Source organism: Enterobacter sp. AC1 (genome assembly GCF_050434705.1).
Lineage (GTDB): Bacteria > Pseudomonadota > Gammaproteobacteria > Enterobacterales > Enterobacteriaceae > Enterobacter > Enterobacter cloacae_L.
This window is the reverse complement of record NZ_JBNDIZ010000001.1, coordinates 915785-940592: the sequence shown is the minus strand read 5'-3', so window position 1 is coordinate 940592 and position 24808 is coordinate 915785. Positions and strand designations below refer to the sequence as shown.

Genomic DNA, 24808 nt, shown 5'->3' with positions numbered 1-24808 from the left:
TTAGTCTTTAAGTTGGGAAGGATATGGAAATCTCGCTCCGGGGGCGCACCGCCGCGGAGTCAAACCTGTGTTGCAAAAGAGTATATGACACGCACTAAGGATAGGAGACATCAAATGAGCGTGCAGAAGAAAGTGTGCCTGAGTGATAGCCCAACGAAGGAGAGGAGAAGTTGTACGTTGTTTTGTGTATTCCAAGCGCTGAAACCATTCACCAGGGATTAGGCGCGCATTATACGCTGATATTAAGATAAAAGGAAAATGGAAACGGTGTTTCAAAAATAATCTGTGCAGTTTCACATAATATTGTTATCAAGGCGTTAAGCCATAATGACAACTTATGGCGGCAGGTGATTGACCTGCCGCGTTTTGCCTATTTTTGCAGCGCCTGGCTGAGGTCGGCAATCAGGTCTTTAGGATCTTCAATCCCCACTGACAGGCGGAGCAGCTGCGGCACAATGCCGTTGGCCAGCCGTTGCTCAAGCGGAATGGAGGCGTGCGTCATGCTGTAAGGCTGGCTCACAAGACTTTCCACGCCACCCAGGCTTTCCGCGAGGGTAAACAGCTTCAGGTTGCGGATCACTTCCGTTGCGCGTTGCGCGTCGCCTTTCACCACGACGGAAATCATCCCACCGGGCAGCGCCATCTGCGTGCGGGCAAGCTGATACTGCGGGTGCGATTCAAGGCCGGGATAGAATACCTTGTCGACCAGAGGATGTTGCTCGAGCCATTGCGCAATCGCCAGCGCGTTGGTGCTGTGCTTTTCGACCCTCAGGGCAAGCGTGCGGATACCGCGCAGCGTCAGGAAGCTGCTGAACGGATCCAGAACGCCGCCCACCGCGTTTTGCAGATAGCCGAGCCTGTCCGCCAGCGCCGGGTTATCTCCCACCACCGCCAGCCCGGCGACAACGTCGGAGTGGCCGTTCAGGTATTTGGTGGCGGAGTGCACCACGATATCGAAACCCGACTCCAGCGGACGGTGGATAACCGGCGATGCAAAGGTATTATCCGCCACGCTGATGACGTTATGCCGACGGGCGATCGCCGCAATCGCCGCCAGATCCGCCAGCTTAAGCAGCGGGTTGGTTGGCGTTTCGACCCAGACCATACGCGTATCCGGACGAATGGCGGCCTCCAGCCCGGCCAGGTCGTCCGGTTTAACCCAGCTGACCTGCAGGCCGGTGCTGCGCTTGCGCACGTTCTCGATCAGACGGTATGTGCCGCCGTATACGTCATCAATGGCGACAATATGACTGTCTTTATCCAGCAGTTCGAGCACCGTGGAGATGGCCGCCAGACCGGAGGCGAAGGCGTAGCCGCGCGTGCCGCCTTCCAGTTCGGCGATGGCGGTTTCCAGCGCATGACGGGTAGGGTTGCCGCTGCGCGAATATTCATAGCCGGTATGTTCCCCGGGAGAGGGTTGCGCAAACGTCGAGGTGGCGTAAATCGGGGGCATCACCGCACCGTGCTGGTCGTTAAACTCGCCGCTGTGGACGCTCAGGGTTGCCAGGTTTTTCATCATCTATTCCTTTATTGCTGTAGACGGTTGCGCCATGCGGTCAGCACGTCGCTGCGCGTAATCAGACCCAGAAAGCGGTCGTTATCATTAATTACGGCCACCAGGCCGCGGTCGAAGATGGCGTTCAGGGCGCTTTCCGGGGCGTGTTTATCCAGAAATTCCACCTGACGCGTCATGGCCGCCGTCACCGGAAGCGCGAAGCGATCGCCGTCGCCGCCGATGTGCCGCAGAAGATCCCATTCGTCGATAATGCCCACCACCTTGCCGTTCTCCAGCACCGGCAGCTGGGAGATGTCATACAGACGCATGCGCGCCAGGACGGTGGAAAGCGTGTCGTCCGGGGCGGCGGTGACGGTGGCGCCTTCATCGTGACGAAGGGCGATGTAGTCGGAGAGATCGCCTGCCTGAGGGCGCGCGATCAGCCCCTGCTGGCGCATCCAGTCATCGTTAAACATTTTCGAAAGGTATTTGTTGCCGCTGTCGCAGGCGAAGGTCACCACGCGCTTCGGCGTGGTCTGCGCCTGGCAATACTTCAGCGCGGCCGCCAGCAGCGTGCCGCTGGAGGAGCCTGCCAGAATACCTTCCGTTTTCAGCAGATCGCGCGCGGTAGTGAACGCTTCGCGATCGGTGATGCGCCAGGCGCGATTCACGCCTTCGATATGGGCCAGCGGAGGAATAAAGTCTTCACCGATCCCCTCAACCAGCCATGAGCCGGCATCGTGGTAGCGCCCGGTTTCCACCTGGTCGGCCAGTACGGATCCGGCCGGGTCTGCGAGGATAAACTCCGTGTGCGGAGAGTGCTCGGCGAACCACGCCTGCAGGCCGCCCAGCGTACCGCCTGAGCCGACCCCCACCACGATGGCATCGATCCTGCCGTCAAGCTGCTCATACAGTTCCGGTGCCGTAGTGGTGCGGTGTGCCAGCGGATTGGCTTCGTTATTGAACTGGTCAATGTAAAACGCGCCGGGCAGCTCATTGGCCAGACGCTGGGCGTAATCCTGATAATAGGCGGGATGGCCCTTATTGACGTCGGAGCGGGTCAGCACCACCTGAGCACCCAGCGCGCGCAGGTGGAAAATTTTCTCGCGGCTCATTTTGTCCGGTACCACCAGGATCAGCGAGTAGCCTTTCTGGGCGGCGATCAGGGCCAGGCCGAGACCGGTATTGCCCGCCGTCGCCTCAATAATCGTGCCGCCCGGCTGCAGCTGACCGGTACGCTCCGCTTCGTTAATCATCGACAACGCCACCCGATCCTTAATGGAGCCGCCGGGATTCTGGTTTTCCAGCTTCAGAAACAGCGAGCAGGGACCGGTATCAAGCTTGTGCAGCTGGATAAGCGGGGTACGGCCAATCAGTTCGGTGACGGAGTGGTAAATCGTCATGATGTTTTCCTTTCTGGATGTCATGACGGGATGATAGGGCGGTGAAATTTTCGCAATAAAGAACCATTCACTGCCTTTTAGAACAGAAAGGAATATAAATGACGTTTTTGGATGTCAGGACAGCAAGACGTAAAGTTGTCTGGATGTGAGGATGGCTATACTGGCACAAAATGCTGCAAAAATGACCGTTTTTTGGCTGTGTCCGCCAGCAGATATGCATCTGGCAGATAATCATTGCTGAAATTGGTCTAAATGCTTTCCACCCGGTGAATCCGCCGTTTATTCCCTAAAGTAATAACACATTCTTTTTTGTTCATTTAAAAGCTGATAACGGCTGTTTACTATCGTTTGGACATCCATACTGCTAAACCGCCACGGGCGGCACGGATAACGAATAAGAATGATTGTACTGAGCAATATTTCGAAGGTTTTTGACAACGGAAAGGTGGCACTCACGGCCGTTGATAACGTCAATTTGACGATAGCGCAGGGGCAGATTTACGGGATTATCGGTTACAGCGGAGCAGGGAAAAGCACGCTGATTCGCCTGCTCAACGGTCTGGAAAAGCCCAGCACCGGCAGCGTAACCATCAACGGGCAGAACATTTCCGCGGCTAAAGGCGAAGCCTTACGCCAGGCGCGTCTGAAGATCAGCATGGTGTTCCAGCACTTCAACCTGCTGTGGTCGCGCACGGTGAGTGAGAATATCGCGTTTTCCATGCAAATCGCCGGCGTACCGAAAGCCGACATTAAGGCCCGCGTGGCCGAGCTTATCGAACTTGTCGGCCTGACAGGCCGCGAGCATGCGTACCCGTCACAGCTGAGCGGCGGGCAAAAGCAGCGCGTAGGCATTGCGCGCGCGCTGGCCAATAGCCCTGACGTGCTGCTCTGCGACGAAGCCACCTCCGCGCTCGACCCGCAGACTACCGATCAGATCCTCGATCTGCTGCTCGATATCAACCGTCGCTTCAAGCTGACCATCGTGCTGATCACGCACGAGATGCACGTGGTGCGCAAAATCTGCGACCGCGTGGCGGTGATGGAGAACGGTAAAGTGGTGGAAGAGGGGGACGTGCTGAGCGTCTTTACCCATCCGCAGCAGCCGATTACGCAGCAGTTTGTCCGCCAGGTGAGCCAGTATGCCGAAGAGGAAACCTTCAATACCGAGCTGGCACACGATCTGGAAGGTACGGTCATCAGGCTGACCTTTACCGGGCACAGCACGCATCAACCGATCGTGGGTGAGCTGACCCTGCGCTACGGCCTGCCGTTTAACATCCTGCACGGGAAAATGACGCAAACCGCCCACGGCGTGTTTGGCCAGCTTTGGGTACAGGTAGTGGCATCCGATGAACAACTGAACAATATCCTCGCCGACCTGAAGCACAGCGATATTGAAGGCGAGGTGATTAAACATGGCTGAAGATCTCTTTCCGCATCTCAAGTGGGATCAGCTCTGGGCGGCGACGCTGGAGACGCTGTACATGACCGCATTGTCGGGCGTGGCGACCTTTGTACTGGGTATCGTGCTGGGGCTGGCGCTGTTTTTAACCGCGCGCGGCGGACTGTTCCACAACCGCACGGTCTATAGCGTCATTTCGATTGTGGTGAACGTGTTCCGCTCCATTCCGTTCATCATTCTGATCGTCCTGCTGATCCCGTTCACCAAGACCGTCGTCGGCACCATTCTTGGCGCCAACGCGGCACTGCCGGCGCTGATTGTAGGCGCCGCACCGTTCTACGCACGCCTGGTGGAGATCGCCCTGCGTGAAGTGGATAAAGGCGTGATAGAAGCGACGCGCTCGATGGGCGCGCGACTGAGCACGTTAGTGTTTCGGGTTTTACTGCCGGAATCATCACCTGCACTGGTATCGGGTATTACGGTAACGCTGATTGCGCTGGTGAGTTACAGCGCCATGGCGGGGGTGATTGGCGCCGGCGGGTTGGGAAATCTGGCTTATCTGGAAGGATTCCAGCGCAACCATGGTGACGTCACGCTGGTGGCAACGGTGACCATTCTGATCATCGTTTTCATTATCCAGTTCTGCGGCGACGCCATTACTTCTCTGTTAGATAAACGCTAATAAATACACACAGGAACCACATCATGAAAAAGACACTGACACTGATCGCCGCTGCAACCCTGAGCGCCCTGAGCTTCGCCTCCTGGGCCGACACCCTGACCGTGGGCGCGTCCAACACGCCGCACGCCGAAATTCTGGAGCAGGCAAAGCCGATTCTGGCGAAGCAGGGAATCGACCTGGAGATCAAACCTTTCCAGGACTACATTCTGCCCAACACCGCGCTGGCGGGTCATGACATCGACGCCAACTATTTCCAGCACATTCCTTATCTGAACAGCGTGCTGAAAGATCACGCGGGCGATAAGGACTACGATTTTGTCAGCGCGGGCGCGATCCACATTGAGCCCATCGGCATCTACTCCAAAAAATACAAGTCGCTGAAAGACCTGCCGGAGGGCGGCAAGATCATCATGCGTGACGCCGTTTCTGAAGAGGGGCGCATTCTCTCTATCTTCGAGAAAGAGGGCGTGATCAAGCTGAAGCCGGGCATCGACAAAGTGACCGCGCGCATCAGCGATATCGTGGAGAACCCGAAAAAGCTGAAGTTCACGCCTAACGTGGAAGCGTCTCTGCTGCCGCAGATGTACAACAACAACGAAGGCGATGCGGTGGTGATCAACGCCAACTACGCGATTGACGCCGGTCTGGATCCGGTTCACGACCCGATTGCGGTAGAGAGCGGTGAAAATAACCCGTACGCCAACATCATTACCGTTCATCGCGGTGACGAGAAGAAGAAAGATATCGTCGCGCTGGTGAACGTGCTGCACTCCAAAGAGATTCAGGACTGGATCCGCACCAAGTACAAAGGCGCGGTCATTCCAGTAAACAACTAATTAGCTGATTTTACAGACGAAGCCCGGCGAGGAACTCGCCGGGCTTCTTTTTTGTATCCGGCAGGAGAATCATTTAAGCTCAACGTTTAAAAGGCAATGGAGTGATGACGATGGGTAACGTGACCAAAGATGAAGCGCTGTACCAGGAGATGTGCCGGGTGGTCGGGAAGGTCGTGCTTGAGATGCGTGATTTAGGGCAGGAACCAAAGCATATTGTCATTGCCGGGGTACTGCGTACCGCGCTGGCGAACCAGCGCGTTAAGCGCAGTGAATTGACAACCGAAGCGATGGAAACGGTGGTTAAAGCGCTGGCCGGGTAATGCGCCAGCGCTTCGCAAGCTGCTCGAGCGAGCAGCAGAGCAGGTAGTAGACCACACCCGTAAAGATAAAAATGGCCGCCGGGTAAATTTGCACCCGGTTGTTGACCTGTCCCGCCACCGTGGTCAGTTCAGGAACGTTCACGATAAACGCCAGCGACGTATCCTTCAGCAGGCTGATAAAAATCCCTACCAGCGACGGCAGAATATTCCTCAGCGCCTGCGGGAGCAGCACGCGCCACAGCGTTTGCTGGGTGCTGAATCCCTGTGACAGCGCGGCCTCGTACTGCCCGGACGGTAGCGCGTTAAGCCCGGACAGCACCGAGTGCATAACGGTTGCCGCCGTAAACCAGGCCAGGGCCAGCGTGACGGTCAGCGCTCCCGGCATGTCTCCTCCGGTGATAAGCGGCAGAAGATACCACATCCAGAAAATCACGAAGATAAGCGGGATACCGCGAATCAGCTCTGCCCACAAAAAGAGGGCTTTTCGCACGAGCCCGGTAAAGCGCCAGGACAGGCACGCGAGCGCAACGCCGCCGGGCAGGGCGATGACCGCTGCGCCAGCCGCCATCATCAACGAGAGCAATACGCCACCCGGTTCACCGGCTGCCGCGCGTCCCCACAGCAGATAGTCGAGGTTATCCGTGATGACATTAAGTCCGGCAATCATGTTTCTCACTCCCTGAGGTGACGACGATCGGGCGCTTACGTTTCGCTTGAGGTCCGATGCGAACCAGCACCATCCCCATCGCCAGACCGGTCAGGAGATAGAGTGCAGTACCGAGGGTAAATGCCTCCAGCGCGTGCGCGTTATAGCTTTCAATCTGCCTGACCTGATAGGTCAGCTCGGCGAAGCCAATCCCGCTGGCGAGCGAGGAGAGCTTCATCAGATTAAGATACTGCCCCACAACGGGCTGCCAGGCGTTGGCCAGCCCCTGCGGCAGAAGGATGTCACGAAACAGACGCCACGCGGAGAAACCCTGGGCGAGCGCCGCCTCGTGCTGCCCGGCCGGAACAGAACGCAATCCTGATTCCACTTCTTCGATTAAAAACGCCGAGGTAAAAACGCCCAACCCCCAGGCCGAACAGAGAAATTCGGGCGTAAACCACCAGACGTCGCCGGGCAGAATTGACCAGCTGTGATCCGCGTTCACCGCGTCGCGAAACGCCTGCGGCAGTCCGTTCCAGGCGGCAAAATACCAGAACAGCAGCTGGACCAGCAGCGGGGTATTGCGAAACAAAGATACCCAGCCGCTGACGACCGCGTTCCCGACGCGTCCGCCGGCAAGGCGCAGGAGCAAAAAGAGCAGTGCGAGCAGGCTGGCCAGCATAACCCCCGCGAGCGTCACCCACAGGGTGGTGAGAAATCCGGAGAGGATCCACTGCAGAGGCTGTCCGGTCAGCACTCCCTGCCAGTCGAGCGCGGGCATCAGAGATGCTCCTGATGCAGCGGGTTCAGCACCTTTTGCAGGAACCGCTGCGCGCGCGGATGCGAGGGCCGACTGAAGAATTGCGCCGGCGGCGCAACTTCCAGAATTTGCCCCCCGTCGATAAAGACGACCCGGTCGGCAATTTCCCGGGCGAACTGCATCTCATGGGTCACCACAATCATCGTGATCCCGCTGTGGGCGAGGGCTTTCATCACAAACAGCACTTCACCAATCATCTCCGGATCCAGCGCGGAGGTGGGTTCATCAAAGAGGATTATCTGCGATGAAGAGGCCAGGGCGCGGGCAATCGCTACGCGCTGCTGCTGTCCACCGGAAAGTTCTGCCGGGAAATGGTGGGCTTTTTCCAGCATCCCAACCTTCTCCAGCAGGGCCAGCGCGCGCTCCCGTGCCGGTTGCGGCTTCCAGCCGTGAACGTGCTCCAGCGCCAGGGTGATGTTCTGGCTGGCGGTCAGATGGGCGTAAAGATTGAACTGCTGGAACACAAACCCCACGCGGCTTCGCAGCTGGCGCAGCCCGGTACCGGAAAGCTTTCGGGTAGGCTTGTTGTCGACCAGAATCTCCCCGCCGCTCAGGGTTTCAAGCTGGTTTATCAGACGAATCAGGGTGGATTTACCGGAGCCCGAAGGGCCGAGGATGGCCACCACTTCACCGGGCGTAATGGTGAGGTTAATGTCGTTTAAAACCTGATGGTCACCGTAGCGTTTGTCCACATGACGAAACTCGACGCAGGCCTGTTCCAGATGTGAAAAATCCGCGGCACCGGCCGCGGAGTGTGAAAATAAACCTGAGAGCATATTACTTAGCTTCTATTTTAAAGGCGCGAGGCTGTGGGGCAGGGGTGCCTGGACCAAACCAGACGTCGTAGATTTTTGCCGCCTGGCCGTTCTTCTCGAGGTTGACCAGCTCATCGTTGACGGCTTTCAGCAGCGCCGTTTCACCTTTTTTCACCCCGACGCCAATCTCTTCTTTGCTCAGCAGGTCGGGCAGAATTTTGAAGTTCGCTTTGTCCGGCGCCTGCGCCAGCAGACCGGCCAGAATGGTGCTGTCCTGGGTAATGGCCTGCACGTTGCCGTTGCGCAGCGCCGTCAGCGCCAGCGGAATATCGTCATACGAGAGCACGCGGGACTGCGGGAAACGCTGGTGCAGCGCCTGTTCACCCGTGGTGCCTTTTACCGCGCCAATGCGCGCCCGGCTGTAGTCATCAAGCTTATCCGGAGATTTTGCCGGAACCAGGAACTGCTGGCCGGTGACAAAGTAAGGCGTCGAGAAATCAATCACCTGCGCGCGTTCCGGCGTGATGGTGATATCGGCCACGATCAGATCTGCTTTTCCGGACTGCAGCAGCGGAATGCGGTTGGCCGGATTGGTGGCGACCAGCTCAAGCTTCACGCCGAGCGATTTTGCCAGCGCGTTGGCGAAATCCACGTCGTAGCCCACGATCTCGTGCGTTTTGGCATCAATCGAGCCAAACGGCGGGTTGGCGTCAAACGTGGCCACTTTCACCACCCCTGCGGCCTTAATATCCGCCAGCTGATCGGCCTGCGCCTGCGCTGAAAGCAGGCTCCCGGCCGCCAGCAATCCCAGAACCAGTGTCCGTTTTGTAAACCCTTTCATATTTGCTGCCATAGTCATACGCCATCCCGTTGTTTTTGTTTTACCCCGCTACGCTCCCATAAGCGAAAGCTATCGCCAAATAAGAAATCGTTCTTTGTTATTAGCAAAAAAGCATTAGTGAACAATGTGTTAATGAAGCGTGAAAAGAGCGGGATGCTATTTGCAAATCCTGCACATCGACAGTGGATTTTGGTATTTCCCTTGCGCGGACATTGGGTGTTTAACTGAGGACAGGTTAAGCGAGAGAGGTTGAGACGATGAAAAAATGGATCAGCACGTTACGGCGGTTTTTTGCGACCCGACCAGTGAATGCGGAGAACAGCGCGCAACGTGTTCTTGAGTCAATCCTGCCTGTCGCCAGCCTGTATGGCGTAGACGTTGCCAACATTGATCCGGAGTGGTTCCATGATAAAACGTCACGCTGAATTGCGCCGCACGCGCGAAATGTACTGGAACGAGGTGTGCTGAATTTTGTTCTGACTGCGGATAGCTGTTAATGTCGACAGATAGTTGAGTCTGCTCAGTTAACGGAATGAAGAACCCTTTTCTCAAGCGCGGCATTATTGCCTGGACGATAGTCTGCCTCATCAGCGGCGTGCTGCTCTACGCCGAACAAATTCGCCGCCAGTTCTGGGAGCACGACCGCGAGTTCGCGGCGATCTTCGCTGAACTAAGCGCGGTACTGACGCAAAATGAATCCGTACTGCCGCTTCTGAACGGCGATGAAGATATTGCCGTCCTGCGTAAAAAATTCCCCCAGCTGCTTGCCCTGGAAAAGACCACCGGACGCGCGCTTAATGCGCCGCGGGTTGAGCCTGCCCACGAGATGCAGTACTGGCTTTACAACCCCTGGCGTCAAATCCGCGTGCTGGTAGACCTCGGCCCGATCCTGAACGCCCATCATCCTTTCAATCACCTCGGGATCCGCTTTATGCCGAACGGTGACGAGCAGGCGTCTGATGCCTTCTGGCACTGGCAACGCACCTTCCCGCAGCATACTCAGCCTTTTACGCTGGAGGCCGATGCACGGCCGGCCTGGTTCGGCGTTAACGCGTTTATATATCCCTTGATTTTTACCGGATGGGGGATCGTGATTGCGCTGGCGAGCGTGGTGCTCTGGCAGCGTAGAGCGCGGAAGGAGGCCGAACAAAGGGCGCTCTATTATCAGCATGCCAGGCTTAATACCCTGGGGGAGATCACCGCTGGAATTGTGCATGAGATAAACCAGCCGCTTACCGCCGCGCAGACGTGGATCCAGGGCGCGCAGCGCCAGCTGCAGCAGGGCAACGGGCAGGCCGTGTCGCAGGCGCTGGCGGCCGCACTGACGCAAACGCAGCGTATTAGCGCCTTGCTGACCCGTTTTCGCGAACACGTTGTGCAGGAGAAGGTGATCCTGCGGGAAACCGATCTGGTGCACTGCTGGCTGCAGGTGGTGAACCTGCTTGAGCACGAGCGCAGGGCCGAACATATTATGGTCAGCCATGCGTTTGCCCCGGAAGCAACGACGGTGCTGGCTGACCCTCTCTGGCTGGAACAGGTGCTGCATAATCTGCTCAGCAATGCCATTCAGGCCCAGCAGCCGGACACTGCCGGTTGGGTAAAAATTGAGAGTCAAAAGAACGAGAGCGGCGTCCTGATCACCGTCACCGACGGCGGCCCGGGCTTTAGCCCTGAGGCGTTACAGAATGCCTTCATGCCGTTTTATAGCGGCAGAGAAGTGGGTATCGGTCTGGGGATGACCTTAACGGAGTCATTGATGACGCGTATGAACGGCTCGATTACGCTGGGTAACGCCCCGCAGGGCGGGGCGCAGATCCGACTACAGCTGGCGCACGGAAAGGAGGCGAAGCATGGATAAAACAGTCTGGCTGATTGATGATGATGAATCCATCAGAGAGTCGATGGCGTTTTTGCTTTCGGGGATGGGCTGGCCGGTCAAAACGTTTGCAAGCGTCGATGCCTTTATCGCTGCCCATGCTGGGGATACGGCGCTGGTGGGCTGTATGCTGCTGGACATGCGCATGCCGGGCAAAGGCGGGCTCGCCTGGCTGGAAGAGGGCAGCTGGCCCTGGCCCCTGCTGCCGGTGATTATCATGACCGGACACGGCACCGTTGACGCCTGCCGTCGGGCCTTCCATAACGGCGTCTTTGAGTTTTTCACCAAGCCGCTGGATGCCGACACGCTTATCGAAACGGTGGGTCAGGCCTTCGGAGAAAGCCAGCGCCGCTTTGCCGACTGGCAGGAAACGTCCCGGGTTAAGGCGCGTTTTGCACAGCTGACCGCCCGGGAACATGAAGTGCTGGGCGAACTGATGAAAGGGCTCAGCAACAAGGAGGCGGCTGCACGGCTGAACCTTTCGCCGCGAACGGTGGAAGCGCACCGCGCGGCGGCGTTTACCAAGCTTGGCGTCAGTAGCCTGGTCCAGGCGATCCGGGAATACGACAAATTGCAATCCGTATAACTACCAGGATGAGTGCGTAATCAACCGAATTACCTTTTATCGCGCGGCTGAGTAACCTCTGCTCTGTCTACCAACACGCGAGGACGTGCGATGAAAAAATTAATGATGGTTGCGGCACTGGCCGCGGGCAGCCTGAGCCAGGCGGCGCAGGCCGATACGCTGAGTCAAAAGAATCTCTCACTGGCCCAGGCGAACGCGCTGGCGACGTCCGCTATCCAGGCGTGTACGGCAAAAAATTATCAGGTGACGGTCACCGTGGTTGACCGGGCAGGCGTGGTAAAAGCGGTACAGCGCACGGACAATGCCGGCCCGCATACGGTTAAAGCCAGTGAGATGAAAGCCTTCACGGCGCTCAGCGCCAAGAATGCGTCAGGGAAAGTGATGGAAGCGGCACAGAGCAACGCCGGTGCGCAAAACATGCGTGACATTCCAGGCTTCCTGCTGCTGGCGGGTGGCCTGCCGGTGAAAGAGGGCGATGAGACGATCGGCGCGATTGGTATCGGCGGCGCGCCGGGCGGTCATCTTGATGAAGCCTGCGCGCAGGCAGCCATTGACGGGCTCAAAAAGTAACTTAAAAAAAAGCACCGGTTTCCCGGTGCTTTTTTATCAGATCTTGCAGGCATCGCCGCAGTCGTCGTCGGCGACAATCGCCTGCGCTTTTTTGTCCGCATCGTCCAGACGTTCCGCATTACGCTCTTCGGCTTCATCCAGACCGTTAAAGACTAAGTTATCGAGATCAATTTCCATGTGGCACCTGCTCTGTTCAGTATGTGATTCTGGCACAGTATAGGGCAAAAAAAGCCAGCAATGTACCTCGCAGCACATAACGATAATCCCTGCCATACTCAGTGCTTTATTGCTGAGGAGAGCCCATGATTACACTCTGTAAAACCTGCGGAACCGCCTATGAGGCCCAGCCGGACAGGTGCCCGATTTGCGAGGATGAACGCCAGTATGTGCCCGCTACGGGCCACGCATGGACGGATTTCGACACCGTAACCGCCACGCATAGCAACAAATGGCAGCAGCTGGAGCCGCGGCTGTTCGCTATTAAAACGGTCCCCGCGTTTGCTATCAACCAGCGGGCGCTGCTCCTGCAAACGCCCCACGGCAATATTCTCTGGGACTGTATTGCTAACCTCGACCCCGCCACTAAAACGCTCATCACCGCGCTCGGCGGCATCAGCGCGATTGCGATTTCGCATCCGCACTATTACACCACCATGCAGACTTGGGCCGCGGCGTTTGATGCGCCGGTGTATCTGCACGCCAGCGACAGGGAGTGGGTCATGCGCGACAGCCCGGCCATTCACTTCTGGCACGGGGATGTGCTGGAGATTTTCCCGTCGGTCACCCTGCTGCGCCTCGGCGGGCATTTTGCCGGCGGAACGGTACTGCACTGGCAGGAGGGGGAAGGGGTATTGCTGGTGGGGGATATCCTGCAGGTCACGCCCGGCAAAGACGCCGTTTCGTTTATGTGGAGCTATCCGAATTATCTTCCGCTGCCGGCGCGCACCGTGGCGTCGGTTGTGAGTCATCTTGAAGGCAAAACGTTTGCACGCCTGTACGGCGCGTTCGAAGGGCAGAACATCCTGGGGAACGCGGACGAGATCGTGCAGCGGTCGGGCCAGAAATATATTGCTTGTCTGAAGTAAACCACGATGGGTAAACTTTACGAGTGTGATCTCGATCATGCCTAAACTAAAACAGATAAAAGAGACATTGCTATGCAACATATCATTGAAGGTTTTCTCAGCTTTCAAAAAGAGATTTTCCCGCAACGTAAAGAACTCTTCCGCAGTTTAGCGTCCAGCCAGAATCCCAAAGCGCTGTTCATCTCTTGCTCCGACAGCCGCCTGGTACCGGAGCTGGTCACCCAGCAAGAGCCGGGACAACTCTTTGTCATTCGTAATGCTGGCAACATCGTGCCGCCTTTCGGGCCGGAGCCTGGCGGCGTGTCTGCCACTATCGAATACGCCGTTGTGGCGCTGGGCGTAACGGATATTGTGATTTGCGGACACTCCAACTGCGGGGCGATGAAGGCGATTGCCGATAACGCCAATCTGGAGCCAATGCCGGCTGTGTCGCACTGGCTGCGCTATTCCGACGCGGCAAAAGCCGTGGTGGAGAAGAAAACCTGGGATAAGCCAATCGATAAGGTCAATGCGATGGTGCAGGAGAACGTGTTTGCGCAGCTGAGCAACATTAAGACCCATCCGTCCGTTGCGGTTGGCCTGCGCAATAACGCCATCCGCCTGCACGGTTGGGTGTACGACATTGAAAGCGGCAAAATCCTTGCGCTGGATAAAGCGACGAAAACCTTCGTCTCCCTGTCTGAAAACCCGGAAGTCTACTTCGAGTAATCAGCACCAGCAGGGCATGGACGCCCTGTCAGCTCTCGCTGTACGGCAATCTTCGCCGTAACCCCGAGGCGGGTTTTTCTGCCGCTTTCGCCATCGCCTCTGCAATCTCAGCGCACTCCGCCAGCCCCTGAACGAAGGGACGATCGTGCATCAGCCACGGTATCGCACCGAAGGCGATGCGTCCGCGAACGGTTTCAGGCGCTTTTAAGGTGTAATCCTCGCCGATGTCGGGTATTTCTTCGCCCGTTGTTTCCAGCTGTTTGCGCAGCGTCGGGAAGGGCAGATCTTTCGTTTTGAGCGGCTTTTGCCCGCGCGCGTCAATAAACACGTCGAAACGGTAAACTGTCTCTTGAGTGGTTATCACCGTCCGGTCACTGCCAACGTCAAGCGTGTAATCGTCGCCGAGCGCAGCCACACTAATGATGCCGGCTTCGCGAAGAGCAAGAAGCCTGCGGATAGACTGCGGAGGAATGGCCGCGTAGTTGTCGATAAATACCCGCGCCAGCCCCTGTTTGAAGCGTTTCGCGTCTCGTTCGCTAAGATGGGGCACGATCTCCTGAACCACTTCATGCAGCCGAAGCACGGTATAGCGCCAGGCCACGGTGCGCCGCTCGCGCTTGTTCCGCTCAACCTCGTTGAGATTCTCTTGCGCCCAGGTAAAGGGGCCGTGCCGTTTACGATCCTCAAACCAGGCCTCGCGAATGCTGTCCGCAGTCAGCCCGTGCAGAGACATTTTCTCACACCACGCCGGGTCAGCGAGCTGGAGCTCTTTGACCATCAGGGTAAAGATGCGGTCGAGCAGGCCATCCGATCCTTTGGCAATCTCGCTTTCAGCCGCGCGTTCGGTCAATACCGATAATGGTTCATAAGGGATAGGGCAGTAAAAATCGGCTTCTGGCAGAATGCCCGTTCGGGACATCAGGACAATGTTTAATGCCTCGCTGCCTTTATCCAGCACGAATTTATCGTCGCGAAACGCGCCGTGCTGCATCACCACCGCCATGGCCGCGTCGAGACCGCTCAACGATGTGCCCATGATGCCGACGCGGCACGGAGGAATGCTGGCGTCCATTAGGCCGGACCACGGGCTTGGGAAGAACGCGCGGGTGGCTTCGTCCTCGTCGGGCCAGACGTGTCCGGTGGCGATAACCGCGAGGTCAAAGCGTTCAGGAAAGGCGATGTCGTTGACTGCAAGCGTGACGCCAGCCTCTGAGGGCATGATGTCGGTCACGCGGGCGGATTCATGGATATCAACCTGAAACCCCCGCTTTTTAGCCTCTTCAACGATTGAGCGAAAGCTGTCGCGAAAATACTCACCCAGCAGGAGCCGGGGCAGGAACTGCCGGTCATGCAAACGGGCTTTATCAACGTTAAAACGCGCCAGATGAGCGTCGCTCTGGCCCCTGAGCCAGTCGAGGTAGGTCATAAACAGTGGCGGGATTTCAATGCTGGCGATGTTCGCCAGCATCAGACGAGAGTTATCGTCATCGTTGTAGGGCATACCCACGCCCGCTTCCTCAGCCTGTTCAAAGACGGAGACCGAAAGCGGCTGGGAGTTTTTAAGCAGTGCGTAAAAGGTGTAAATCCCTGTAGGGCCGGAACCGATAATGGCGATTTTCTTCATCGACGGTTTTCCTCTCTTTTTTCCATGAGGAAAGCGTAGCAGGAGAACAGTAATGAAAATGGGGGATTAGGAAAATTCAGGATATCAGAAGAGGATTTGCACCATTTCAGGACTGAAATGGTGCGTCCGAGTGGACTCGAACCACCGACCCCCACCATGTCAAGGTGGTGCTCTAACCAACTGAGCTACGGACGCAGAATGGTGCGTTCAATTGGACTCGAACCAACGACCCCCACCATGTCAAGGTGGTGCTCTAACCAACTGAGCTATGAACGCAACGTGTTGTCGGTGACAACGGGGACGAATATTAGCGGCACAGCCCCAATGAGGCAAGAGGGAAAATGCATTTTTCTCTCTGATTTCACGCGATTGCTTTATTACCGCGCAAAGTGAAGAGAAAGTAGCCGCCGGCTGGCGGCTACTGCGTATTTAACGTGCAGCGCGTTGCAAAATGACCGTTGACGGCTGGCGCTGCAGGAAGCGCATTCGCATCATCATCATAATCGCCGCCGACGTCAGGCCGATGATAAAGCCCATCCAGAACCCAGCCGGACCCATGCGATCCACCACCAGATCGGTCAGTGCCAGGATGTAGCCAGTCGGCAGACCTAGCACCCAGTAGGCGATGAAGGTGATAAAGAAGATCGAGCGCGTGTCTTTATATCCGCGCAGCACGCCGCTACCAATCACCTGGATGGAGTCAGAAATCTGGTAAATCGCGGCCAGCAGCATCAGGTGCGACGCCAGCGTGACGACTTCCGGATTGTCGTTATAGAGCAGCGCAATCTGCTCGCGTAATGCAACGGTAAAGAGCGCCGTACAGACGGCCATGCAGACGCCGACGCCCAGCCCGGTCCGGGCGGCCGTTTGCGCATCCAGCGTTGACCCCTGGCCCAGACGGAACCCTACGCGAATCGTCACCGCCGCGGCCAGCGACATCGGCAGGACGAACATCAGGGAACTGAAGTTCAGCGCAATCTGGTGGCCCGCGACATCAATAATGCCCAGCGGGGAGACCAGCAGGGCGACCACGGCAAAGAGGGTCACTTCGAAGAACAGCGCCAGCGCGATAGGCAGCCCTAACTGCACCAGGCGCGTCATGATGTTCCAGTCCGGTGTGCTAAATCTGTTCTCGTTACGAATATCGCGCATTGAACGGGCGCGCTTCACAAAGGTGAGCATGGAGAAGAACATCACCCAGTATACGGCTGCCGTCGCCACGCCGCAGCCGACGCCGCCAAGCTCCGGCATCCCGAAATGACCGTAAATAAAGATATAGTTAACCGGAATATTGACCAGTAGACCAATAAAGCCCATTACCATCCCGGGCTTGGTTTTCGCCAGACCTTCACACTGGTTACGCGCCACCTGGAAAAAGAGGTAGCCTGGCGCACCCCAGAGCAGGGCGCGAAGATATCCTACGGCTTTATCAGCCAGTGCCGGGTCAATATTATGCATAGCGCGAATGATATGACCCGCGTTCCAGAGCACGACCATAATCAGCACGGAGACAAACCCTGCCAGCCAGAAGCCCTGACGAACCTGATGGGCAATGCGTTCACGGCGCCCCGAGCCGTTGAGCTGGGCGATAACAGGCGTGAGCGCGAGCAGCAGACCGTGGCCGAACAGGATGGCCGGAAGCCAGATTGACGTGCCGATAGCCACGGCCGCCATATCGGTGGCGCTGTAGCCACCTGCCATTACCGTATCCACAAATCCCATTGCGGTCTGGGCCACTTGCGCGATGATCACTGGTATAGCCAGTGCCAATAACTGGCGCGCTTCATTCATGTACTTCTGCACGTGAACACCTTTATTTTGTAGTTATTTGAGAGATTAAAAAAGCCGCCGAAACGGGCAGCAAGAAGAAAATGCAGGGGGGTGCCAGCTATTGTAGCGGGCTTTAGCTATTTATCTAGTGAAAAAATCGCCAGAAAATGCGCTCCGCTGGCAACCTGTTTTTCCAACTGTTATTGTGGTGGGATTAAACGGTGTCATCACCGTCCGGAAAAAACAGGAGTTGTAAGCATGTTTACTGGTATTGTGCAGGGCACCGCCAAAGTGGTGTCCATTGATGAAAAACCTAATTTCCGTACTCATGTTGTCGAGCTGCCGGAATATATGCTTGAGGGCATTGAAACCGGCGCGTCGATTGCCCACAACGGCTGCTGTCTGACAGTAACCGAAATTAACGGCAACCAGATCAGCTTTGATTTAATGAAAGAGACGCTGCGCATCACCAACCTGGGCGAGCTGGTGGTGGGGGATACCGTCAACGTTGAGCGGGCGGCGAAGTTCAGCGATGAGATTGGCGGCCATCTGATGTCCGGGCACATCATGACCACCGCGGAAGTGGCGAAAATCGTGACCTCGGAAAATAACCGTCAAATCTGGTTTAAAATGCAGGATCCTTCATTAATGAAATACATCCTCTATAAAGGATTTATTGGCATCGATGGGATTAGCCTGACGGTGGGGGAAGTAACGCCAACGCGTTTTTGCGTGCACTTAATTCCTGAAACGCTGCAGCGCACCACGCTGGGTGCGAAAAAACTGGGGCATCGCGTGAATATCGAAATCGATCCGCAAACACAGGCGGTGGTCGATACGGTCGAGCGCGTGCTGGCAGCAAAAGAAGCCGCAATAATAAAGACCGTCGAAGAAGAATAAAAAAACAACCCCGGTTTCCCGGGGTTATTTTTTTAACGTGCGACGCGCAGCCCGTGTTCAATCCCGCGGCTGAACACAACCTGCCAGAGCTGAATATCCCGCGCGCGAAACGCGCCCGCACAGGCATTCAGATAATAGCTAAACATCCGTTTGAATCGTTCAGAATAGTTGTCCGCAATTTCTGGCCAGGCCTCCTGAAAACGCGCATGCCATGCCATCAGCGTGGTGTCGTAATCGGCGCCAAAGTTATGCCAGTCCTCCATAACGAAATGGGATTCACTGGCGTTGGCAATCTGGCGAACGGACGGTAAACAGCCGTTCGGAAAGATGTATTTGTTGATCCACGGGTCAACGTTATTGTCGGTCCGCTTAGAGCCGATGGTGTGCAGCAGGAAGATGCCGTCCGGCTTTAAATTACGATCCACCACCTCAAAGTAGGTGTCGTAGTTTTTCGGCCCAACGTGCTCGAACATACCCACGGAAACGATACGATCGAACTGTTCGTTCAGGTCACGGTAATCCTGCAGCCGGATATCCACATCGAGGCCCTGGCAGCGTTCCCGCGCCATTTTTTGCTGTTCCGCTGAAATCGTGACGCCGACCACGCTGACGCCATAGTGCTTCGCCATAAAGTACGCCAGCCCGCCCCAGCCGCAGCCAATATCCAGCACGCGCATTCCGGGCTGTAGCTGCAGTTTCTCGCTAATCAGACGCAGCTTAGCCTGCTGAGCCTCTTCAAGCGTCGACGCGTCTTTCCAGTAGGCGCAGGAGTACTGCATGAAAGGGTCAAGCATGCGGTTGAACAGGTCGTTGCCAAGATCGTAGTGTTCTTTGCCGACGATCCACGCGCGTTTTTTACTTTGCAGATTAAACAGTCGGGCAGAGGCGACACGCAGGGTGTCTTTCAGGTTGCGGGGGAGTTGATTTTCCAGACCGGCACGCAAAACGCTGGCGAAAAAGATATCCAGCCGTTCGCACTCCCACCAGCCGTCCATATAGCTTTCTCCCAGTCCTAACGATCCCTCACGCAGCACGCGTTTAAAAAAGTCGGGATGTTTGATCTGGGGATCGGATGGCGAAGATCCGTTGATAGTGATGCCTGCACGACCCAACAGTTCACTGACGATCCGGGACCAGTTATCGTCCGGAACGCTGACTTCTTCTATACACGATGAACTCATAGCTTCTCCATCACCCTACTGTGATCAGAACCTTCAAACAGCGTAGACGCTTTTTTGGTTTGTGAGAAATCTCACGGTAAATACCGCGAGGCTAGTATCCGACGTAGAACAGAGGAAGGGAGATAACCCTTGCCGAAAATGCCTTCCATGGTAAAACGGGAGCACTCCGGCTCCCGTTAACGCTTAATATTTATCGTATTTAATCGAACCAAATTTAGTATAGGCCTCAAAATTTGGTGATTCAATAGAAAATTCTTAGCAACCTAATCACTGAAAATTAACATGATTTCTGGCGCGATTATGCATGTGACGTTTCAACCTGAGCGCGGTTATCCTGCTCACGCTGTGCGGAGGCCTGCATACGATAGCCTATTACCGCCAGCGCAACGGTCACCAGCATCACGCTGGTGGTGGTCAGAAGCGGCGTGGCAATCAGCGCGGAGACCACCAGGCTTGCCAGGAAGCACAGCCCCAGCTGCAGAGTGTTCTGCAGCGCGGCGGCGCGGCCTGTCGCCTGCGGGAACGGACGGAGCGCCTGTGCCACAACGATAGGGTAAATCGCCCCATTCGCGACGGCCATCACGCAGAATGGAATCAAAATTTCAGCCAGACCGGCGCCCGGAATAAAACCAACGGCCCAGGTCCCGATAACGCTCAGGGCATACAGCACCAGCAGCCATGGCAGCATTTGCTGACCTTCCCATTTTTGCAGCGCCGCGCGACAGCCGTACCCGCCCACCAGGAACGCGATGGTCTGCGGAACGTAGCTTAGCCCGATGGCCGCCGGGCTGTATCCCATATCGTGCAGAATAAACGGCGAGCCGGTGAGCCACGCGAAGAAGCTCGCCGAGCAGGCGGCATAGATCAGGACATTGCCGCGATACGCTTTGGTGCCGAGCAGGGAAGTGAAGGTAATTGGCTTCGCGTCAGCATGCGCCTCTTTTTTATGCGCGGGCTGGAGAGCAAACGCGGGCAGCATCAGTACCAGCGTGATGGCAAACAGCGTGGCAAAAATGGCCTGCCAGTCAAAGTGCGCGAGGATCCAGCTGCCCAGCAGCGGGGCAAGGGCTGGCGAGAGGCCCACGAGCGGCATAATGGTGGCGAAAATACGGTTTGTGCGGTTAGCCGGGTAGTAGTCGGTGACCAGCGCCTGCCAGGTGACGGCAGCGGCACAGACGCCCACAGCCTGAACAAAGCGCAGTACCAGCAGCCAGGTGGCGTCGCGTACCCATAGCATCCCCAGACAGCCAACGGCAAAAATGGCCAGACCCAGCAGCAATACCGGTTTACGACCAAAGCGATCCGAGAGCGGTCCCCAGAGCAGCTGTGCGAAAGCAAAACCGGCGAGGAACAAACTCAGGCTGGCACTGATGGCTGCGGCAGGCGTCTGCAGATCTTCCTGCATAGCGGCAAAGGCCGGCAGGTACATATCGGTGGCCAAAAAGCCCAGCACGCTTAAGCCGCCGAGCCAGACTAAAAAACCTTTCCTGGGTTGCATTATTTTATTCTCCTTAAGGAGGCAGGTGTACGTTGGCGCTGAGTGTAGGGAGTGCAAAGCCGCTTGTGAAACGCTAATATTTGGCGGGTGCATTCAAAAATTTTGCAGGCAGAAAATGTGGTCAGATTATTCTCTTGAAGTGGTCGATGCTGTCGCGCGTAACGGCAGCTTTAGCGGTGCGGCGCAGGAGTTGCACCGCGTCCCTTCGGCTATCAGCTACACCGTGCGTCAGCTCGAAGAGTGGCTGGCGGTTCCGCTGTTTGAACGGCGCCATCGTGATGTGGAATTAACGCCCGCCGGCGCGTGGTTTTTGAAGGAAGGGCGTTCTGTTATCAAAAAAATGCAGATCACCCGCGAGCAGTGTCAGCAGATTGCCAACGGCTGGCGGGGACATCTTTCCATCGCGGTGGATAACATCGTTAAGCCGGAACGCACCCGGCAAATGATCGTGGATTTCTACCGTCATTTTTCTGACGTCGAATTGCGGGTCTCGCAGGAGGTGTTCAACGGCGTCTGGGATGCGCTGGCCGATGGCAGGGCAGAGATGGCGATTGGGGCAACGCAGGCGATCCCGGTCGGGGGGCGTTACGCCTTTCGCGATATGGGCATGCTGAGCTGGAAGTGCGTGGTGGCTCGCGATCATCCGCTGGCGGCAATGGAAGGGCCGTTGAGCGACGATACGCTACGCAACTGGCCGTCGCTGGTGCTGGAAGATACCTCCCGTTCATTGCCCAAGCGTATCACCTGGCTTCTGGATAACCAGCGCCGGGTGGTGGCCCCTGACTGGGAATCGTCGGCGACGTGCCTCAGCGCCGGGCTGTGCGTCGCGATGGTGCCCGTGCACTTTGCGCGCCCAAGGATCGATACCGGAGAATGGGTTGAACTGACGCTGGAGAATCCCTTCCCGGATGCGGCCTGCTGCCTCACCTGGCAGCAAAATGACGTCTCGCCCGCCATGGCCTGGCTTTTGGATTATCTGGGAGACAGCGAAACGCTGAACCGGGAGTGGTTACGGGAGCCAGCGTAGCTGGCCCCGTAGAGCGATTAACGACGGTAGTCGCGGAACGGACCATCCGCAACGGAACGGCGTTCGATAAGGCGCGGGTGAACTTCGATGGACTGCGACTCTTCACGCTTGTTGACGATCCTGTCCATCAGCATGTTGAAGGCCGTTTCGCCCAGCGAATCTTTCGGCTGGTGAATGGTGGTCAACGCTGGCGTAAAGTAGCGCGCGTTACGCACGTTGTCATACCCGATCACGGAAATATCCTGCGGTACGCGCAGACCCAGCTCATCGGCGGCGCAGAGCGCGCCCATGGCCATGATGTCGCCTCCGCAGAACACTGCGGTCGGACGATGCTGCTGGGAAACAATCTGCTGCATTGCACGGTAGCCCGATTCTGGCTCAAAGTCGCCCTGCACGATCCAGTTTTCCGGCACGTTGATCAGCGCTTCTTCCATCGCTTTCATGAAACCGGCCAGACGGCCCGCGCCGGTGTTGCGTTCCAGCGGACCCGGGATCACGCCAATCTCGCGGTGACCGCGTTCGATCAGGTAGCGACCGGCCATATAGCCGCCTTCAAAGGCGTTATCGATAACGGAATCGGTGAAGTCCGCGCGCGCTTCGCCCCAGTCCATCACCACCATCGGAATATGGCGATACTCTTCGAGCATGGACAGTACGGACTCCGGATACTCGGAACACATCACCAGCAGGCCATCAACGCGCTTTTGCGCCATCATCGACAGGTAGGCGCGCTGTTTTTCAATGCTGTTCCACGCGTTGCCCAGAATCAGGGTATAGCCTTTCTGGAAGCAGTTTTTCTCTACCGCTTCAATGATCTCGGCAAAATAGGCCGCTTCACTGCTGGTGGCCAGCAATCCAATGGATTTGGTGTGATTAACCTTGAGGCTTCGCGCGACCGCACTTGGCGAATAGTGCAGCTCTTTGATCGCGGCCCAGACGGCATTGCGCGTCTCTTCCGCCACGAAGCGGGTTTTGTTAATTACATGTGATACGGTTGTAGTGGAAACGTTTGCGCGTTTTGCTACGTCTTTAATTGTTGCCATTAAATGTCACTCCAGACCATATCCTAAACTCCTGAAATACTTGAAGGTAAACGTTTGCCTTCTCTCACCCTTATTTCGCAATGTTGAGTTGCGGCACGCCGGGAAAACGACACGGGACGTCAGGAGGGGGTCAATGGCCGGTACGCTAATAAATTTAGCGTGGAATTTTGTCCTATCTTGATGAAAAGGGGAAGAGGTAAAGTGTTTATCAGTTTAAATCCAGGAAGATTTTTGACGTAAACTGTGCAAAAATGAGCAGGCTCACTTTTCGTGGGGGGATTAAAAGGAGAAAAATTGATGAGTTCCGATCTGAAGTTTTCGCTGTTCACCACCGTTATTGTGCTGGCTCTGATTGTGGCTGCCGGTCTGACGGCTGCGCTGCACTGATTTACGCGGAGGGAGAGCGTTCTCCCTCCCGATCGCCCCAATTGTTACTTCTCATGCAAAAATCTTTTGCCATTTTGTTAACTTCTCATTTTTTGTGATTAATGTCATGCTTTCGGCTTCTTTGTTCTGTGTCATCACATGACACGGCATCCGGAGTTGACGCATGAAAATCAATTTTCCCCTGCTGGCCCTGGCGATTGGCGCTTTTGGGATTGGCACCACTGAATTCTCCCCGATGGGGTTACTGCCTGTTATTGCCCGGGGCGTGGACGTCTCGATCCCTGCTGCAGGCATGTTAATCAGCGCCTACGCCATCGGCGTGATGGTTGGCGCGCCGCTGATGACGCTTCTGCTTTCGCACCGCGCGCGCCGCAATGCGCTGATTTTCCTGATGGCGATTTTCACCCTGGGCAACGTGCTTTCCGCCATCGCGCCGGACTACACCACGCTGATGCTGTCTCGCATTCTGACCAGCCTTAACCACGGTGCCTTCTTTGGGCTGGGGTCGGTCGTGGCGGCAAGCGTGGTGTCAAAACACAAGCAGGCGAGCGCCGTGGCAACCATGTTTATGGGCCTGACGATTGCCAACATTGGCGGGGTGCCTGCGGCAACCTGGCTGGGTGAAGCGATCGGCTGGCGTATGTCCTTCCTGGCGACCGCCGGGCTTGGCGTGATTGCGATGGTGGCGCTGTTCTTCTCCTTGCCGAAAGGCAGCGCGGGGGAACGTCCTGACGTGCGCAGAGAGCTGTCGGTGCTGATGCGCCCGCAGGTGCTCTCCGCGCTGCTCACCACCGTCCTGGGGGCAGGGGCGATGTTCACCCTTTACACCTACATTTCGCCGGTATTGCATGACATCACCCACGCGACGCCTCTCTTTGTTACCGCAATGCTGGTGCTGATTGGCGTGGGCTTCTCGATTGGCAACTATCTGGGTGGGAAATTTGCCGACCGTTCCGTGAGCGGGACGCTGAAGGGCTTCTTAACCCTGCTGATTGTCATCATGATCGCCATTCCGTGGCTGGCGCGTAATGAGTATGGGGCCGCCATTGCGATGGTCGTCTGGGGTGCCGCGACCTTTGCCGTGGTTCCACCGCTGCAAATGCGCGTGATGCGCGTCGCGCATGAAGCGCCGGGTCTTTCATCTTCGGTCAATATTGGTGCCTTTAACCTGGGCAATGCGCTCGGTGCGGCGGCCGGTGGGGCCGTGATTTCAGGGGGACTGGGGTACAGCTTTGTGCCGGTGATGGGGGCAATCATTGCCGCGCTCGGCCTGCTGCTGGTGATGATGTCGGGTCGTAAACAGCCAGAAGCAGCCTGCGCTGCTGAATAAACCAAAAACGCAGAAGGGCGAAC

Annotated in this window: 27 protein-coding genes and 2 tRNA genes; 14 read left to right on the top strand and 15 right to left on the bottom strand. The window is 56.6% G+C overall.

The window, feature by feature from the left end; genetic code table 11:
- From M2433_RS04500 to M2433_RS04490, 3 genes are all read right to left on the bottom strand, one after another.
- Positions 1-297, bottom strand: coding sequence for a hypothetical protein (locus tag M2433_RS04500; protein ID WP_429053035.1), 297 nt, complete (start codon positions 295-297; stop codon positions 1-3).
- 73 nt (positions 298-370) lie between these two features.
- Positions 371-1516 carry a trans-sulfuration enzyme family protein gene (locus tag M2433_RS04495; RefSeq protein WP_429053034.1) on the bottom strand — a complete coding sequence of 382 codons (1146 nt, stop codon included), beginning with the start codon at positions 1514-1516 and terminating at the stop codon, positions 371-373.
- 11 nt (positions 1517-1527) lie between these two features.
- Positions 1528-2898 (bottom strand): pyridoxal-phosphate dependent enzyme, encoded by a 1371-nt coding sequence (locus tag M2433_RS04490; RefSeq protein WP_059312076.1) that lies wholly within the window; start codon positions 2896-2898, stop codon positions 1528-1530.
- A gap of 400 nt (positions 2899-3298) precedes the next feature.
- On the opposite strand from M2433_RS04490, the gene M2433_RS04485 reads away from it, so the two are divergent.
- The 4 genes from M2433_RS04485 to fumD all read left to right on the top strand — a co-directional run bounded on the left by M2433_RS04485 (position 3299) and on the right by fumD (position 6138).
- Positions 3299-4321: a methionine ABC transporter ATP-binding protein gene (locus M2433_RS04485; RefSeq protein WP_429053033.1), complete on the top strand. Its 1023-nt coding sequence runs from the start codon at positions 3299-3301 to the stop codon at positions 4319-4321.
- Positions 4314-4982: a methionine ABC transporter permease gene (locus M2433_RS04480; RefSeq protein ID WP_047348818.1), complete on the top strand. Its 669-nt coding sequence runs from the start codon at positions 4314-4316 to the stop codon at positions 4980-4982. Before M2433_RS04485 ends, M2433_RS04480 begins: the two co-directional genes overlap by 8 nt.
- A gap of 23 nt (positions 4983-5005) precedes the next feature.
- Positions 5006-5818 (top strand): MetQ/NlpA family ABC transporter substrate-binding protein, encoded by an 813-nt coding sequence (locus tag M2433_RS04475; RefSeq protein WP_008500616.1) that lies wholly within the window; start codon positions 5006-5008, stop codon positions 5816-5818.
- A 110-nt stretch (positions 5819-5928) separates the two neighbouring features.
- On the top strand, positions 5929-6138 hold the full coding sequence (gene fumD, locus M2433_RS04470) for a fumarate hydratase FumD (RefSeq protein ID WP_008500615.1): 210 nt from the start codon (positions 5929-5931) through the stop codon (positions 6136-6138).
- Here the strand turns inward: fumD and M2433_RS04465 are convergent.
- The 4 genes from M2433_RS04465 to M2433_RS04450 are packed head-to-tail and all read right to left on the bottom strand — an operon-like array spanning position 6119 to position 9212.
- The gene (locus M2433_RS04465) at positions 6119-6805 is read right to left on the bottom strand and encodes an amino acid ABC transporter permease (protein WP_429053032.1); all 687 of its coding nucleotides are present in this window, start codon (positions 6803-6805) and stop codon (positions 6119-6121) included. The two genes, fumD and M2433_RS04465, sit on opposite strands and share 20 nt — an antisense overlap.
- Entirely contained in the window at positions 6789-7565 is a 777-nt protein-coding gene (locus M2433_RS04460; RefSeq protein WP_429053031.1) for an amino acid ABC transporter permease, read from the bottom strand. Before M2433_RS04460 ends, M2433_RS04465 begins: the two co-directional genes overlap by 17 nt.
- Entirely contained in the window at positions 7565-8380 is an 816-nt protein-coding gene (locus M2433_RS04455) for an amino acid ABC transporter ATP-binding protein (RefSeq protein WP_429053030.1), read from the bottom strand. The genes M2433_RS04460 and M2433_RS04455 overlap by 1 nt, the downstream gene beginning before the upstream one ends.
- Before the next feature lies 1 nt (position 8381).
- Positions 8382-9212 (bottom strand): ABC transporter substrate-binding protein, encoded by an 831-nt coding sequence (locus M2433_RS04450; RefSeq protein WP_165587303.1) that lies wholly within the window; start codon positions 9210-9212, stop codon positions 8382-8384.
- Positions 9213-9457: 245 nt separating this feature from the next.
- On the opposite strand from M2433_RS04450, the gene M2433_RS04445 reads away from it, so the two are divergent.
- From M2433_RS04445 to M2433_RS04430, 4 genes are all read left to right on the top strand, one after another.
- On the top strand, positions 9458-9625 hold the full coding sequence (locus tag M2433_RS04445) for a hypothetical protein (protein WP_014831607.1): 168 nt from the start codon (positions 9458-9460) through the stop codon (positions 9623-9625).
- A 107-nt stretch (positions 9626-9732) separates the two neighbouring features.
- Positions 9733-11058, top strand: a complete 1326-nt coding sequence (locus M2433_RS04440; RefSeq protein WP_429053029.1) for a sensor histidine kinase — start codon at positions 9733-9735, stop codon at positions 11056-11058.
- On the top strand, positions 11051-11662 hold the full coding sequence (locus M2433_RS04435) for a response regulator transcription factor (RefSeq protein ID WP_429053028.1): 612 nt from the start codon (positions 11051-11053) through the stop codon (positions 11660-11662). The genes M2433_RS04440 and M2433_RS04435 overlap by 8 nt, the downstream gene beginning before the upstream one ends.
- A gap of 90 nt (positions 11663-11752) precedes the next feature.
- Positions 11753-12232 (top strand): GlcG/HbpS family heme-binding protein, encoded by a 480-nt coding sequence (locus M2433_RS04430; RefSeq protein WP_429053027.1) that lies wholly within the window; start codon positions 11753-11755, stop codon positions 12230-12232.
- 36 nt (positions 12233-12268) lie between these two features.
- On the opposite strand, the gene M2433_RS04425 is transcribed toward M2433_RS04430, so the two are convergent.
- Positions 12269-12409 carry a hypothetical protein gene (locus M2433_RS04425; protein ID WP_003857665.1) on the bottom strand — a complete coding sequence of 47 codons (141 nt, stop codon included), beginning with the start codon at positions 12407-12409 and terminating at the stop codon, positions 12269-12271.
- A gap of 125 nt (positions 12410-12534) precedes the next feature.
- Between M2433_RS04425 and M2433_RS04420 the strand changes: the two genes are divergently transcribed.
- Both M2433_RS04420 and M2433_RS04415 read left to right on the top strand, forming a co-directional pair.
- The gene (locus M2433_RS04420; RefSeq protein WP_429053026.1) at positions 12535-13317 is read left to right on the top strand and encodes an MBL fold metallo-hydrolase; all 783 of its coding nucleotides are present in this window, start codon (positions 12535-12537) and stop codon (positions 13315-13317) included.
- A 72-nt stretch (positions 13318-13389) separates the two neighbouring features.
- Positions 13390-14025 carry a carbonic anhydrase gene (locus M2433_RS04415; RefSeq protein WP_429053025.1) on the top strand — a complete coding sequence of 212 codons (636 nt, stop codon included), beginning with the start codon at positions 13390-13392 and terminating at the stop codon, positions 14023-14025.
- Positions 14026-14053: 28 nt separating this feature from the next.
- Here M2433_RS04415 and M2433_RS04410 read toward each other — a convergent pair whose 3' ends face one another.
- The 4 genes from M2433_RS04410 to mdtK all read right to left on the bottom strand — a co-directional run bounded on the left by M2433_RS04410 (position 14054) and on the right by mdtK (position 17452).
- Positions 14054-15649, bottom strand: coding sequence for an FAD-NAD(P)-binding protein (locus M2433_RS04410; RefSeq protein WP_429053024.1), 1596 nt, complete (start codon positions 15647-15649; stop codon positions 14054-14056).
- Positions 15650-15767: 118 nt separating this feature from the next.
- Positions 15768-15844: transfer RNA gene (locus tag M2433_RS04405), tRNA-Val, on the bottom strand.
- A 4-nt stretch (positions 15845-15848) separates the two neighbouring features.
- A tRNA-Val gene (locus M2433_RS04400) sits at positions 15849-15925 on the bottom strand.
- 153 nt (positions 15926-16078) lie between these two features.
- On the bottom strand, positions 16079-17452 hold the full coding sequence (mdtK, locus tag M2433_RS04395) for an MdtK family multidrug efflux MATE transporter (protein WP_429053023.1): 1374 nt from the start codon (positions 17450-17452) through the stop codon (positions 16079-16081).
- A 225-nt stretch (positions 17453-17677) separates the two neighbouring features.
- Here mdtK and M2433_RS04390 point away from each other — a divergent pair, with 225 nt between their 5' ends.
- Positions 17678-18319, top strand: a complete 642-nt coding sequence (locus M2433_RS04390; protein WP_047348807.1) for a riboflavin synthase — start codon at positions 17678-17680, stop codon at positions 18317-18319.
- A gap of 32 nt (positions 18320-18351) precedes the next feature.
- Here the strand turns inward: M2433_RS04390 and cfa are convergent, their stop codons facing one another.
- Both cfa and punC read right to left on the bottom strand, forming a co-directional pair.
- Positions 18352-19500 (bottom strand): cyclopropane fatty acyl phospholipid synthase, encoded by a 1149-nt coding sequence (gene cfa / locus M2433_RS04385; RefSeq protein ID WP_047348806.1) that lies wholly within the window; start codon positions 19498-19500, stop codon positions 18352-18354.
- A 298-nt stretch (positions 19501-19798) separates the two neighbouring features.
- Entirely contained in the window at positions 19799-20998 is a 1200-nt protein-coding gene (gene punC / locus M2433_RS04380; protein WP_429053022.1) for a purine nucleoside transporter PunC, read from the bottom strand.
- Between the two features lie 115 nt (positions 20999-21113).
- Here punC and punR point away from each other — a divergent pair, with 115 nt between their 5' ends.
- The gene (gene punR / locus M2433_RS04375; protein WP_193804521.1) at positions 21114-22025 is read left to right on the top strand and encodes a DNA-binding transcriptional activator PunR; all 912 of its coding nucleotides are present in this window, start codon (positions 21114-21116) and stop codon (positions 22023-22025) included.
- 17 nt (positions 22026-22042) lie between these two features.
- Here the strand turns inward: punR and purR are convergent, their stop codons facing one another.
- The gene (gene purR, locus M2433_RS04370) at positions 22043-23068 is read right to left on the bottom strand and encodes an HTH-type transcriptional repressor PurR (RefSeq protein ID WP_047348803.1); all 1026 of its coding nucleotides are present in this window, start codon (positions 23066-23068) and stop codon (positions 22043-22045) included.
- 297 nt (positions 23069-23365) lie between these two features.
- Here purR and M2433_RS04365 point away from each other — a divergent pair, with 297 nt between their 5' ends.
- Together M2433_RS04365 and M2433_RS04360 are read left to right on the top strand one after the other, a co-directional pair.
- Positions 23366-23455: a YnhF family membrane protein gene (locus tag M2433_RS04365; protein ID WP_020688313.1), complete on the top strand. Its 90-nt coding sequence runs from the start codon at positions 23366-23368 to the stop codon at positions 23453-23455.
- Positions 23456-23618: 163 nt separating this feature from the next.
- Positions 23619-24785 carry an MFS transporter gene (locus tag M2433_RS04360; protein ID WP_429053021.1) on the top strand — a complete coding sequence of 389 codons (1167 nt, stop codon included), beginning with the start codon at positions 23619-23621 and terminating at the stop codon, positions 24783-24785.
- The last annotated feature ends 23 nt before the right edge of the window (positions 24786-24808 follow it).